11 protein-coding genes and 5 tRNA genes are annotated in these 13,239 nt (G+C 58.6%); 1 reads left to right on the top strand and 15 read right to left on the bottom strand.

Annotation, left to right across the window (positions count from 1 at the left end; translation table 11 throughout):
* Positions 1-50: 50 nt before the first annotated feature.
* The 12 genes from rpoB to KUV81_RS19275 all read right to left on the bottom strand — a co-directional run bounded on the left by rpoB (position 51) and on the right by KUV81_RS19275 (position 9,501).
* Complete coding sequence (rpoB, locus tag KUV81_RS19330) at positions 51-4,076, bottom strand: DNA-directed RNA polymerase subunit beta (RefSeq protein WP_222545542.1); 4,026 nt, start codon at positions 4,074-4,076, stop codon at positions 51-53.
* 221 nt (positions 4,077-4,297) lie between these two features.
* Positions 4,298-4,666: a 50S ribosomal protein L7/L12 gene (rplL, locus tag KUV81_RS19325; protein ID WP_222545541.1), complete on the bottom strand. Its 369-nt coding sequence runs from the start codon at positions 4,664-4,666 to the stop codon at positions 4,298-4,300.
* Positions 4,667-4,714: 48 nt separating this feature from the next.
* Positions 4,715-5,218: a 50S ribosomal protein L10 gene (gene rplJ / locus KUV81_RS19320; RefSeq protein WP_222545540.1), complete on the bottom strand. Its 504-nt coding sequence runs from the start codon at positions 5,216-5,218 to the stop codon at positions 4,715-4,717.
* A gap of 241 nt (positions 5,219-5,459) precedes the next feature.
* Complete coding sequence (gene rplA, locus KUV81_RS19315) at positions 5,460-6,161, bottom strand: 50S ribosomal protein L1 (protein WP_222545539.1); 702 nt, start codon at positions 6,159-6,161, stop codon at positions 5,460-5,462.
* 3 nt (positions 6,162-6,164) lie between these two features.
* Positions 6,165-6,593, bottom strand: a complete 429-nt coding sequence (gene rplK / locus KUV81_RS19310; RefSeq protein ID WP_222545538.1) for a 50S ribosomal protein L11 — start codon at positions 6,591-6,593, stop codon at positions 6,165-6,167.
* Between the two features lie 122 nt (positions 6,594-6,715).
* Complete coding sequence (nusG, locus tag KUV81_RS19305) at positions 6,716-7,261, bottom strand: transcription termination/antitermination protein NusG (protein WP_222545537.1); 546 nt, start codon at positions 7,259-7,261, stop codon at positions 6,716-6,718.
* Between the two features lie 4 nt (positions 7,262-7,265).
* Positions 7,266-7,637 carry a preprotein translocase subunit SecE gene (gene secE / locus KUV81_RS19300; RefSeq protein ID WP_222545536.1) on the bottom strand — a complete coding sequence of 124 codons (372 nt, stop codon included), beginning with the start codon at positions 7,635-7,637 and terminating at the stop codon, positions 7,266-7,268.
* 223 nt (positions 7,638-7,860) lie between these two features.
* Positions 7,861-9,045, bottom strand: a complete 1,185-nt coding sequence (gene tuf, locus KUV81_RS19295; RefSeq protein WP_222545535.1) for an elongation factor Tu — start codon at positions 9,043-9,045, stop codon at positions 7,861-7,863.
* 100 nt (positions 9,046-9,145) lie between these two features.
* Positions 9,146-9,221: transfer RNA gene (locus tag KUV81_RS19290), tRNA-Thr, on the bottom strand.
* Positions 9,222-9,230: 9 nt separating this feature from the next.
* Positions 9,231-9,305 (bottom strand) — tRNA-Gly (locus KUV81_RS19285).
* A gap of 32 nt (positions 9,306-9,337) precedes the next feature.
* A tRNA-Tyr gene (locus KUV81_RS19280) sits at positions 9,338-9,422 on the bottom strand.
* A gap of 3 nt (positions 9,423-9,425) precedes the next feature.
* Positions 9,426-9,501: transfer RNA gene (locus KUV81_RS19275), tRNA-Thr, on the bottom strand.
* A 185-nt stretch (positions 9,502-9,686) separates the two neighbouring features.
* On the opposite strand from KUV81_RS19275, the gene coaA reads away from it, so the two are divergent.
* Positions 9,687-10,664: a type I pantothenate kinase gene (gene coaA, locus KUV81_RS19270; RefSeq protein WP_222545534.1), complete on the top strand. Its 978-nt coding sequence runs from the start codon at positions 9,687-9,689 to the stop codon at positions 10,662-10,664.
* Here coaA and birA read toward each other — a convergent pair.
* The 3 genes from birA to KUV81_RS19255 form a co-directional block, all read right to left on the bottom strand.
* Entirely contained in the window at positions 10,661-11,623 is a 963-nt protein-coding gene (gene birA, locus KUV81_RS19265) for a bifunctional biotin--[acetyl-CoA-carboxylase] ligase/biotin operon repressor BirA (protein WP_222545533.1), read from the bottom strand. The two genes, coaA and birA, sit on opposite strands and share 4 nt — an antisense overlap.
* A gap of 3 nt (positions 11,624-11,626) precedes the next feature.
* The gene (gene murB / locus KUV81_RS19260) at positions 11,627-12,655 is read right to left on the bottom strand and encodes a UDP-N-acetylmuramate dehydrogenase (RefSeq protein WP_222545532.1); all 1,029 of its coding nucleotides are present in this window, start codon (positions 12,653-12,655) and stop codon (positions 11,627-11,629) included.
* A 471-nt stretch (positions 12,656-13,126) separates the two neighbouring features.
* Positions 13,127-13,203: transfer RNA gene (locus KUV81_RS19255), tRNA-Asp, on the bottom strand.
* Between the last annotated feature and the right edge of the window lie 36 nt (positions 13,204-13,239).

The following is a 13,239-nucleotide window of genomic DNA, read 5'->3' as shown; positions in this document are numbered from 1 at the left end:
GCAAGCGGGGCACTCGACCGATACCAGGCTGCAACAATGCAGCGGACGGCTTAGTCCTGATCCAATTCGATGTTGATGCCCAGAGAACGGATCTCCTTGAGCACCACGTTGAAGGATTCAGGCATGCCAGGCAACATCTGGTAGTTACCGTCCACGATGTTCTTGTACATCTGGGTACGGCCGTTGACGTCATCAGACTTGACGGTAAGCATCTCCTGCAGGGTGTAGGCGGCGCCGTAGGCCTGCAGGGCCCACACTTCCATCTCACCGAAACGCTGACCACCGAACTGAGCCTTACCACCCAGCGGCTGCTGAGTAACCAGGCTGTAGGAACCGGTGGAACGGGCGTGCATCTTGTCGTCAACCAGGTGGTTCAGCTTGAGCATGTACATGTAGCCGACAGTCACCGGACGCTCGAAGGCGTTGCCAGTGCGGCCATCGTACAGGGTGAACTGACCGGAATCCGGCAGGTCGCCCAGGCGCAGCATCTCCTTGATCTCCGCCTCAGCGGCACCGTCGAAGGCCGGAGTGGCTACTGGCAGACCGCCTTTGAGGTTGTCCGCCAGGCGCAGCACTTCGGCGTCAGAGAAGGTGGTCAGATCCACTTTCTGCTGGGTGTCGCCCAGGTCGTAGGCCTTCTGCATGAACTCACGCAGTTCCTCAACCTTGCGCTGCTGCTCCAGCATGGCGTTGATCTTGTCACCGATGCCCTTGGCCGCCATGCCCAGGTGCACTTCGAGGATCTGACCGATGTTCATACGGGACGGTACACCCAGCGGGTTCAGTACGATGTCCACCGGTTGACCGTTCTCGTCGTGCGGCATGTCTTCCACCGGAACGATGGTGGAGATTACACCTTTGTTCCCGTGACGACCGGCCATCTTATCGCCGGGCTGAATGCGACGCTTAACCGCCAGGTACACCTTGACGATCTTCAGGACACCCGGAGCCAGGTCATCGCCCTGGGTGATCTTGCGGCGCTTGATTTCGAACTTCTTGTCGAACTCGGCTTTCAGCTCTTCGTACTGGTCAGCCAGCTGCTCCAGCTCGGTCTGCTTGCCTTCGTCGTCCAGCGGCTGCTCCAGCCACTTTTCGCGACCCAGCTTGTTCAGCTGAGCCTCGGTGACGCCGGCGCCCAGCAGCAGAGTGCGGGCACGGTCGTAGATGCCGTTTTCCAGGATGCTGAACTCTTCGGTCAGATCCTTCTTGGCATCACGCAGCTGCATGTTCTCGATGTCGACGGCGCGCTTGTCTTTCTCGACGCCGTCACGGGTGAACACCTGAACGTCGATAACGGTGCCGTAGACGCCGTTGGGTACGCGCAGGGAGGAGTCCTTCACGTCGGAGGCCTTCTCACCGAAGATGGCGCGCAGCAGCTTCTCTTCCGGAGTCAGCTGGGTTTCGCCTTTCGGGGTCACCTTACCGACCAGGATGTCGCCGGGCTTCATCTCGGCGCCCACGTACACGATGCCGGACTCATCCAGCTTGGACAGCGCAGACTCACCCACGTTGGGGATGTCGGCGGTGATCTCTTCCGGACCCAGCTTGGTGTCACGAGCAATACAGGACAGTTCCTGGATGTGGATGGTGGTCAGGCGATCTTCCTGAACCACACGCTCGGACAGCAGGATGGAATCCTCAAAGTTGTAACCGTTCCAGGTCATGAACGCGACGCGCAGGTTCTGACCCAGGGCCAGGTCACCCAGGTCGGTGGACGGGCCGTCGGCCAGTACGTCACCGCGGGTTACCGGCTCGCCGATGGCACACACCGGACGCTGGTTGATGCAGGTGTTCTGGTTAGAGCGGGTGTACTTGGTCAGGTTGTAGATGTCGATACCGGCTTCACCGGCCATCAGCTCATCTTCGTTGACCTTGATCACGATGCGGGAGGCGTCCACGTAGTCCACCACACCGCCACGCTTGGCCACCACGGTCACACCGGAGTCCACGGCCACGGCACGCTCAATGCCGGTACCCACCAGCGGCTTGTCCGCCTTCAGGGTCGGCACCGCCTGACGCTGCATGTTCGCACCCATCAGGGCGCGGTTCGCATCGTCGTGCTCGAGGAAGGGGATCAGGGACGCGGCCACAGAGATGATCTGCTGCGGGGAGACGTCCATGTACTGCACCTGATCGGTGGTCACGAAGGTGGACTCGCTCTTATGACGCGCCGCCACCAGTTCGTCGATCAGGTTACCGTCGTCGTCGATCTGGGCGTTGGCCTGGGCGATCACGAAGTGACCTTCCTCGATGGCGGACAGGTAATCCACCTCTTCGGTCACCTTGCCATCCACTACGCGACGGTAGGGGGTTTCCAGGAAACCGTACTCGTTGGTGCGAGCAAAGGTGGACAGGGAGTTGATCAGACCGATGTTCGGACCTTCAGGGGTCTCGATGGGACACAGACGACCGTAGTGGGTCGGGTGTACGTCTCGCACCTCGAAGCCAGCACGCTCACGGGTCAGACCGCCCGGGCCCAGCGCGGAGATCCGGCGCTTGTGGGTCACTTCGGACAGCGGGTTGTTCTGATCCATAAACTGGGACAGCTGGGAGGAGCCGAAGAACTCCTTCACCGCGGCGGAGATCGGCTTGGCGTTGATCAGGTCCTGAGGCATCAGGTTGTCCAGATCGCCCAGGGACAGACGCTCGCGCACGGCGCGCTCTACCCGTACCAGGCCCACGCGGAACTGGTTCTCGGCCATCTCACCGACGGAACGGATACGACGGTTGCCCAGGTGATCGATGTCGTCGACCTCGTCACCGCCGTTGCGGATCTCGATGATCTTGCGCATCACCTCGACGATGTCTTCCTTGGTCAGGATGCCAACGCCGGTGGACTCACCACGGCCCAGACGACGGTTGAACTTCATCCGGCCAACGGTGGACAGGTCGTAACGATCTTCAGAGAAGAACAGGTTCTCGAACAGCGCCTCGGCGGCTTCGCGGGTCGGCGGCTCGCCCGGGCGCATCATGCGGTAGATCTCAACCAGGGCTTCCATCCGGTCGGAGGTGGAATCGACCTGCAGAGTGGTGGAGATGTAGGGACCGTGGTCCAGATCGTTGGTGTACAGGGTGTCGAAGGCCTTGACGCCGGCCTGAGACAGCTTGGCCACGTCTTCCAGGGACATCTCCTGGTTGGCAGCCACCACCACTTCACCGGTGGCCTCGTCGATGTAGTCCTTGGCGGATACCTTGCCCACCAGGTACTCAACCGGCACTTCCAGCTGAGTCACATCGCCTTTTTCGAACTGGCGGATGTGGCGGGCGGTCACACGACGGCCCTTCTCGACGATGATGTTGCCGTCGTTGTCCTTGATGTCGAACAGGGCGGTTTCACCGCGCAGACGCTCGGGCACCAGGTCCATCACCAGCTTCTCTTTCTTCAGGTGGAAATGCACCTTCTCGAAGAACAGATCCAGGATCTCCTGAGTGGAGTAACTCAGGGCACGCAGGATGATGGAAGCGGGCAGCTTACGACGACGGTCGATACGGACAAAGAGGTTGTCCTTGGGATCGAATTCGAAGTCCAGCCAGGAGCCACGGTAGGGGATCACCCGCGCGTTGTAGAGAACCTTGCCGGAGGAGTGGGTCTTGCCCTTGTCGTGATCGAAGAAGACACCCGGGCTGCGGTGCAGCTGGGAAACGATCACACGCTCGGTACCGTTGATCACGAAGGTACCGTTTTCGGTCATGAGCGGAATGTCGCCCATGTACACTTCCTGCTCCTTGATGTCCTTGACGGCGCCACCGGCCTCTTTGTCCATCAGTACCATGCGCAGCTTAACGCGCAGGGGAGCGGAATAGGTTACACCGCGGATCTGACACTCTTTGACGTCAAATACCGGCTCGCCCAGCTTATAGCTGACGTACTGCAGTTCGGAGTAACCGGAGAAGCTTTTGATCGGAAAGACACTGCGGAAGGCCGCTTCCAGGCCACGCTCGCCTTCCGGATCCTGCTCTAGGAAATTTTGGAACGAGTCCAGCTGGATCGAAAGCAGGTAAGGAACGTCCAGCACCTTGGGACGCTTACCAAAATCCTTGCGGATGCGTTTTTTCTCGAAATCGGAGTAAACCATGTGGTTCCTCTGCTCGTGATTGAAGATCCAAAATGCGCTCCGAGGGAGGCATTTCGTCCTATTATGCGCAAGAACCCAACCAATAATCTCTGCCAGGCCCGCGTTCCAAGAGGGGGGCAAACCCCGCGAGGGGCTTGCTTGCGCTTATAGCGCAAAAGGGCCGGTGGTCAAATAACCACCAGCCCAACCTGATTACTCAGGTCAATAAGCTATAGGATAGCTTACTTGAGCTCAACTTCGCAGCCGGCTTCTTCCAGGTCTTTCTTCAGAGCTTCAGCTTCTTCTTTAGACAGACCTTCTTTGATGGCAGCCGGAGCAGACTCTACCAGAGCCTTGGCTTCTTTCAGGCCCAGACCGGTAGCGCCACGAACGGCCTTAATAGCACCAACCTTGTTGGAGCCAGCGCCCTTCAGTACTACGTCGAATTCGGTCTGCTCTTCAGCAGCGCCGGCGTCGCCAGCACCACCAGCTACAACAGCAGCAGCAGCAGATACACCGAACTTCTCTTCCATAGCTTCGATCAGTTCAACAACGTCCATTACAGACATTTCTGCAACGGCTTCGATGATTTGGTCTTTAGTGATAGACATTACTAACAATCCTAAAAATTACTGTAAAAGGTTAAGCGGCCAACAGAATTAGGCAGCTTGCTCTTCTTTTTGGTCGCGCAGAGCAGCCAGGGTACGTACCAGCTTGCCAGCAGATGCTTCCTTCATGGTCATCATCAGCTGTGCAATCGCTTCGTCGTAGGTCGGCAGCTTAGCCAGACGGTCAATTTGCTCGGCAGGGATCAGTTCCCCTTCGTACGCCAGTGCTTTGACCTCGAACGCTTCTTCTTCCTTGGCGAAGTCTTTAAACAGACGCGCCGCGGCACCGGGGTGCTCTACGGAGAAGGCGATCAGGGTCGGACCTGCAAATGCGTCGCTCAGGCACTCGTAAGAGGTACCTTCAACAGCGCGCTTGGCCAGAGTGTTACGCACAACGCGCATAACGATACCGGCTTCACGAGCTTGCTTACGCAGAGCGGCCATCTTGCCTACGGTGACGCCACGTGCATCGGCGACAACAGCAGACAGAGCACCTTTGGCAACTTCATTGACCTCAGCAACAATTGCTTTCTTGCCTTCGAGGTTTAATGCCATTGGGCTTCACTCCTGGATTCCACCTAGGCTTTCGCCTAGAAACTTAACAACCCCACAAAGTGGGGATTCCATACGGCTGGGAGTTCCAGAAGATTAAAAATCTTCTCAGGTCCTTCACCGTCTACGCAGGAAATTAAGGGGTTTGAGCCCCACCTGCGGTCTTGGACGAAAGCCCGCTTCGTGAGTCACGGGCTTCGACCTCAGGGCGCAAAATTATACAGATAATTTGGCGCCCTGCAAATTAGGCTTGGGTTTCCAGGCTGGCCTGGTCAACCGCAACACCGGCACCCATGGTGGTAGAGATGGACACTTTCTTGATGAAGGTGCCTTTGGCGGAAGCAGGCTTGGCCTTCTTCAGCGCTACCAGCAGGGATTCCAGGTTTTCTTTCAGCTTGTCAGCGTCGAAGTCAACCTTACCGATGGTGGTGTGGATGATACCGTTCTTGTCGTTGCGGTAGCGTACCTGACCGGCCTTGGCGTTCTTAACCGCCTCGGCAACGTTCGGGGTAACAGTACCGGTCTTCGGGTTCGGCATCAGGCCACGGGGACCCAGGATCTGGCCCAGCTGACCCACAACGCGCATCGCATCCGGGGAAGCGATAACCACGTCGAAGTTCATCTCACCGGCTTTCACCTGAGCGGCCAGCTCGTCCATGCCTACCAGGTCAGCACCAGCTTCTTTGGCGGCATCGGCGTTGGCACCCTGAGTGAACACGGCAACGCGAACGTCACGGCCAGTACCGTGAGGCAGCACGGTGGCGCCACGCACGTTCTGGTCGGATTTACGCGGGTCAACACCCAGGTTTACAGCAACGTCTACGGACTCAACGAACTTGGCGGTGGCCAGTTCCTTGAGCAGAGTTACAGCTTCGTTGATCTCGTACTCGCGAGTGGCATCAACCTTCTCGCGGATTATGCGCATGCGCTTAGAAATCTTAGCCATCGATTAGTCCTCCACTACCAGGCCCATGGAACGGGCAGTACCAGCAATGGAACGAGCCATCGCGTCAATGTCGGCACCAGTCATGTCGGCAGCCTTGGTTTCAGCGATCTCTTTAACCTGAGCCATGGTGACAGTACCCACCTTCTCAGTGTTCGGACGGCTGGAACCGGACTTCAGGCCAGCAGCTTTCTTCAGCAGAACGGAAGCCGGCGGAGTCTTGGTAACGAAAGTGAAGGAACGGTCGGCGTATACAGTGATAACAACCGGGATCGGCAGACCTTTCTCTACCTTGTCTGTACGAGCGTTAAACGCCTTACAGAATTCCATGATGTTCACACCGTGCTGACCCAGAGCCGGACCAACCGGCGGGGACGGGTTAGCAGAACCAGCTGCAACCTGCAGCTTGATATATGCTTGGACTTTCTTAGCCATGGTAAATACCTCTACTTGGGTTCAAGCGCCGAACGCGAGGTTCAGCTCCCCGGGAAAAAAGGGGCGGCGAATTATAGACAAATTCGCCGCACCAGGACAAACGTTTTGTGGTGATCTTTTGATCAGCTCTTTTCGACCTGACCGAAGTCCAGCTCCACCGGGGTGGAACGACCGAAGATCATCACCGACACCTTCACGCGGCTCTTCTCGTAATCCACCTCTTCGACGGTGCCGTTGAAGTCGGCAAAGGGACCGTCGTTGACGCGAACCACTTCACCCGGCTCGAACAGGGTGCGATGGCGCGGAGACTCGGTGGACTCCTGCAGACGGTTGAGAATGGCGTTGGCCTCTTTTTCGGTGATCGGGGCCGGACGGTCGGAGGTGCCGCCGATAAAGCCCATCACGCGAGGCACGTTACGCACCAGGTGCCAGGACTGGTCGTTCATGACCATCTGCACCAGCACGTAACCGGGGAAGAACTTGCGCTCGCTCTTGCGACGCTGACCGGCGCGCATCTCGACCACCTCTTCGGTGGGCACCAGCACCTCGCCAAAGAACTCTTCCATCGCGTGCATCTGGATGTGCTCTTTCAGGGATTGGGCTACGCGCGCCTCAAAACCGGAGAAAGCCTGGACCACATACCAGCGCATTTTCGGTTGCTCAGACATTCGGTTATACCCCTGTAATCAGATTGACGATCCACACCAGGCCCATGTCCAGCAGCCAGAGGAAGAACGCCACAATGGCGGTGGCGGCAAACACGATCAGCGTGGTCTGCACGGTTTCCTGGCGAGTCGGCCAGACCACCTTACGCACTTCCATACGGGACTCTTGGGCAAAGGCCCAGCCCGCCTTGCCCTTTTCAGTCTGGGCAGCAACAAAGAGGGCGATAACGATGGCCACTACCACGCCGATCGCGCGGATCAGAACGGATTCCGCACTGAAATAGTGGTTGCCAACCACGGCAGCCGCAAGAATCAACGCCACCAAACCCCATTTCAGTGTATCCATGGAGCTGCCTTGGTTTTCAGTATTGGTACTCATTACTACAATCCCGTATTCGAGTCTGTCGCACCCGGTTTTTGTCACCGAATGCCGTTGTGGGCCGGCAGCTGAATGTTGGACCGCCTCTGTTGGGCCATCCACCGGCAAAAAAGCAGCCCTAGATTCTATGCATTCTCACCACCGGTGACAAGATGACAACCCGGGGGAAATGCAAAAAGGACGCCAGAAGGCGTCCTTTTTCGAATACTGTCGCTATTGTTGATTACTCAACGATGGTGGCAACAACACCAGCACCTACGGTACGGCCACCCTCACGGATAGCGAAACGCAGGCCTTCTTCCATCGCGATCGGCGCGATCAGGGTAACAGTCATCTGAATGTTGTCACCCGGCATTACCATCTCAACACCTTCCGGCAGCTCGATGGTGCCAGTGATGTCGGTGGTACGGAAGTAGAACTGAGGACGGTAGCCTTTGAAGAACGGGGTGTGACGACCACCTTCTTCTTTGGACAGTACGTAAACCTCAGAGGTGAACTTGGTGTGCGGGGTGATGGAACCCGGAGCAGCCAGAACCTGACCACGCTCAACTTCCTCACGCTTGGTACCACGCAGCAGAACACCACAGTTCTCACCTGCACGGCCTTCGTCCAGCAGCTTGCGGAACATCTCTACACCAGTACAGGTAGTCTTCTGGGTCTCTTTGATGCCCACGATTTCCACTTCATCACCAACCTTGATGATGCCGCGCTCTACACGACCGGTAACAACGGTACCACGACCCTGGATGGAGAATACGTCTTCGATCGGCAGGATGAAGGCACCGTCGATGGCACGCTCCGGCTCCGGGATGTAGGTGTCCAGGGCTTCGGCCAGCTCCAGGATCTTCTTCTCCCAGTCGGCGTCGCCTTCCAGTGCTTTCAGAGCGGAACCCTGGATGACCGGAGTGTCGTCGCCCGGGAAGTCGTACTCGGACAGCAGCTCACGCACTTCCATCTCTACCAGCTCGAGCAGCTCTTCGTCATCAACCATGTCGCACTTGTTCATGAACACGATGATGTACGGTACGCCAACCTGACGGGACAGCAGGATGTGCTCACGGGTCTGGGGCATCGGACCGTCGGTAGCAGCTACTACCAGGATCGCGCCGTCCATCTGAGCAGCACCGGTGATCATGTTCTTTACGTAGTCAGCGTGGCCGGGGCAGTCTACGTGAGCGTAGTGACGGATCTCAGTGTCGTACTCAACGTGAGAAGCGGCGATGGTGATACCACGCTCGCGCTCTTCCGGAGCGTTATCGATCTGGTCGAAAGCCTTGGCCTCACCACCCATGTGCTTGGCCAGCACGTTGGTGATAGCAGCAGTCAGAGTGGTTTTACCGTGGTCAACGTGGCCGATGGTACCAACGTTAACGTGGGGTTTTGTACGTTCAAACTTTTCTTTAGACATGGTGTTGCCTCGATCCAAACGAAATGGGCTCAGCCCCGGGGCTTAGTAGACTCGGAAATTGAGTATAACAAGGAAAATTTGGCGTGATGCGAGAGAAAGGTGGTGCTGATACCCAGATTTGAACTGGGGACCTCACCCTTACCAAGGGTGCGCTCTACCAACTGAGCTATATCAGCACATCATTTTGGAGCGGGCAGCGGGAATCGAACCCGCATCTCTAGCTTGGAAGGCTAGGGTAATAGCCATTATACGATGCCCGCATTTTCCCTCGGGCAGTCTGCCAAGGAGAAAGTGGTGGAGGGGGTAGGATTCGAACCTACGAAGGCGGAGCCGTCAGATTTACAGTCTGATCCCTTTGGCCACTCGGGAACCCCTCCAGATGGTGCCGGCACCAAGAGTCGAACTCGGGACCTACTGATTACAAGTCAGTTGCTCTACCAACTGAGCTATGCCGGCACTGCACCAATGTGCGGTGCGCATAATAGGAAAACGCCCGAATCAGCGCAATAGGATTTTCAAAAAAAAACGACCGCCATCGCCGAATGACCAGCTTTTAACCAGCCTGAAGGGGCACTTGCCACGGGCCCACCCGCGCCCAGTGAAGCGCATTTGGGCGCTGTACCTTTGGGTGTGCATAGGGTATGGTCGCCGTCGCACCCCATGGAGAAAAGATACCTTTGAACCAGCAAGACAAACAGGGCGCCTTCCAGGCCTTTACCCGCGCACAATGGGCGGCCCTGCGGGACGCCGTCCCTCTGCCATTAAGCGAAGAGGAACTCGTGCGGCTTCGGGGTATCAATGAGAGTGTCTCTTTGGAAGAGGTGGAGGCGATCTACCTGCCCTTGTCGCGACTGCTGAACCTGTATGTGCACTCCAGTCAGCGCCGGGGCGACGTGCTCCAGCAGTTTCTCGGTCGCCGCCCCTCACGCGGGCCCTACATCATCAGCGTGGCCGGTTCCGTGGCCGTGGGCAAAAGCACCACCGCCCGGATCCTCCAGGCCCTGCTACAGCGCTGGCCCGAACACCCCCAGGTGGAATTGGTCACCACCGATGGCTTTCTCTACCCACTGGAGGAGCTGCAAAAGCGCGACCTGCTCAGACGCAAAGGGTTCCCGGAGAGCTACGACAGCCGGATGCTGCTGGAGTTTGTCCGTGACGTGAAATCCGGTGAACGCACCGCCGCGCCGCTATACTCCCACCTGAGCTACGACCGCATCCCCAATGCCCAGCAGGAGATCCACTCCCCGGACATCCTGATACTGGAGGGGCTCAATGTCCTGCAAAGCGGCATGGACTACCCGGACAACGCCAACCGCTCCTTCGTCTCCGACTACGTGGATTTCTCCATCTACGTCGATGCCGAGGAGGATCTGCTGAAAACCTGGTACGTCGACCGCTTCCTGAGTTTCCGGGACGGCGCCTTTCGCGATCCCAACTCCTACTTCCACCACTACGCCAAGTTGAGCGAGGGGGAGGCCCGCAAGACCGCGAGCAAGATTTGGGAGGCGATCAACGGGCCCAACTTGAACCAGAACATCCTCCCCACTCGCGAGCGGGCCAACCTCATTCTGGGCAAAGGGGAGCAGCACCGGATTGAGCAGGTTCGTCTGCGGGGTTAATCCCCGGGGCGCAGGCTCAGCTCACCGCCGGCAAAACGCTTCAAGCTGCCATCGGGCAGCGCCAGCAGCAGGTGGCCCTGCTCATCGATGCCTCGCGCTATTCCCCGCTCCTCACGTTTGCCCAGCACCAGCCTGACCGGCTGATTGGCGAAACGGTCCAGGGCCTTCCAACGGTCCACAAAGGGCGACAGCCCCTCCTGTTCGAACAGCGCCATGCCACTATCCAGACTCTGAAGTACGGCGCGGGCCAGCTGATTTCGGTCTACCCCATCGAGCTGCTCACTGAGATCAGCCCAGGGTTGGTCGATCTGCGCCGCCACCCTCTCTGGCATGGCCACGTTGATGCCACAGCCGATGACCAGGTCGCAGGCCTCCCCCTGTTGTCCGGAGATCTCCACCAGAACACCCGCCAACTTGCGTCCGGACAGGTAGAGGTCGTTGGGCCACTTTAGGGAAAGATCATCGACCCCCATCGAATGGAGCGCGTCGGCCAGCATGACCCCCACTGCCAGGCTCAAGCCTCCGGTGGCACTGAGGCCCTGCTCCAGGCGCCAGAAGTAGGAGAGGTAGAGGTGGGAGGCCACCGGCGACACCCAGGTGCGCCCACGACGCCCCCGGCCACCGGTTTGCAGCTCTGCCAGGCAGGCTTCGCCATTTCGGCAGTGACGAGTCCGCTCGAGCAAAAATCCGTTGGTGGACTCCAGCTGCCAAAACAGATGAAGGGGGGCAGGACGTGCGCTGGCCCCCAGGGTCTCCGGGTCCAGCAGGCTCAGAGGGCGAGCGAGGCGATAGCCCTTGCCCTTGACCCGGAACAGGTCCAGTCCCAGAGCCTCGAGCGACTCGATGTGGTTATGGATGGCGGCACGGCTGACGCCCAGGTCCTGGGCCAGCTGCGCGCCGGAATGAAACTGGCCATCGGCCAGCAGGGTAATGAGGTCTTGTCGAATCGGGGTCAGCATGGGTTACCAGCACAGCGCCCCGTCGCGATCGAGAATGCGCACCTCGGGCTCCAGCTCGACGCCGTAGCGGTCGGACACCGTTTGCACTACGTGGCGCGCCAGGGCGGTTACGTCCTGGCCACTGGCCCGGTCTTTGTTGACCAGCACCAGCGCCTGCTCGGTGTGCACCGCGGCATCGCCCAGCCGGTAGCCCTTCAGTCCCGCCTGATCGATAAGCCAGCCGGCGGGGATCTTGGTGTGTTCCGGCCCCGCCGGGTAACTGGGCATGGTGGGGTAACGTTGACGCAGCGCTTCGAACCGAGGCGTCGGCACCACCGGGTTCTTAAAAAAGCTGCCCGCATTACCCACCCGGGTCGGGTCGGGCAGTTTGGCAGAGCGCAGCGAGCACACGGCGTCAAAGATGGCCGAAGGGGTGGCATCGGTGCCCAATTTTGCCAAGGGGCCGTAACCGATGACAGGCTGCCAGGCTTTGGTGAGCTTAAGGCCTACGGCCACGACAATGGCCCTCCCTTTAAGCTCGCCTTTAAAGATGGAGTCCCGGTACCCAAAGTGGCACTGGTGGGCATCCAAACGCATCACCTCGCCGCTGACGCAGTCCCAGTACTCCACGTACTCGCACAGATCGCAAAGCTCGACACCATAGGCTCCAATATTTTGCACCGGTGCGGCACCGACGGTGCCGGGAATGAGTGCCAGGTTTTCCAACCCAGGCATCCCCTGCGCGAGAGACCAGGCGACAACCTGATGCCAGTTCTCTCCGGCGCCCAGGCGCAGATGATAGGCGTCACTGGACTCGGTAACTTGACGGCCGGGAATGCGATTTAGGATCACCAGACCCTCAAAGTCTTCGGTGAACAGCAGATTGCTGCCCTCACCCACCACCAGCTTGGGCAGGTTCTGCCACTGCGGACCGTGATAGCTGCGCGCCAGTTCGGCCACGCTGTCGACCTCCACCAGGGCCTTGGCCTTGGCAGAAACACCGAAAGTGTGATGATCCCGAAGATCCGCATCGAAGGTAAAAGAAAGAGGCACAGTACCCGCTCACCCAAGATTGACGCTAAGCGCCGTTTGAAAAAGAAGGCGCAGTCTAATGAATCTGCCCGCCAAGATCGACCGCCCAGCTCATATTTTCACCAGGAGCCCTGTCGACCCGACCGAAAGGCTCGCACCAATTATGGAAAGCACTTGGAAGAAAGCCAATTAAAATAGTCTCTTATAAAGAGCCGCAGAGAAATAGCGGATAACCAGGCGCCAGACAGGATTTACCGCAATATTGCCGGGCGAAGCGGAACCGAAGCGCAGCTACGCAGTTCGCTGAGGTGGAGGCATGGGTGAGAGCGACCGTTTCGCAGCAACGCAGCGCTTGAGCGCGAGGCAGGACGCCGAGCGGAGGGGAGCACCAGGGACGGCTTGCTCGCACCGCACTGACACAAAACGCTCAGCCGCCCAGGCCTCAAAACGCAAAAAAGCCTGAGTCTCTCGACTCAGGCTTGATGCAAATAATGGCGGAGTGGACGGGACTCGAACCCGCGACCCCCGGCGTGACAGGCCGGTATTCTAACCAACTGAACTACCACTCCGCACTATTCGGTGCGAACGACGCATGGCGTCACTCA

The organism is Ferrimonas balearica, from assembly GCF_019802085.1.
Lineage (GTDB): Bacteria > Pseudomonadota > Gammaproteobacteria > Enterobacterales > Shewanellaceae > Ferrimonas > Ferrimonas balearica_B.
The sequence above is the reverse complement of the archived record's forward strand: the minus strand, read 5'-3'. Positions and strand labels throughout refer to the sequence as shown.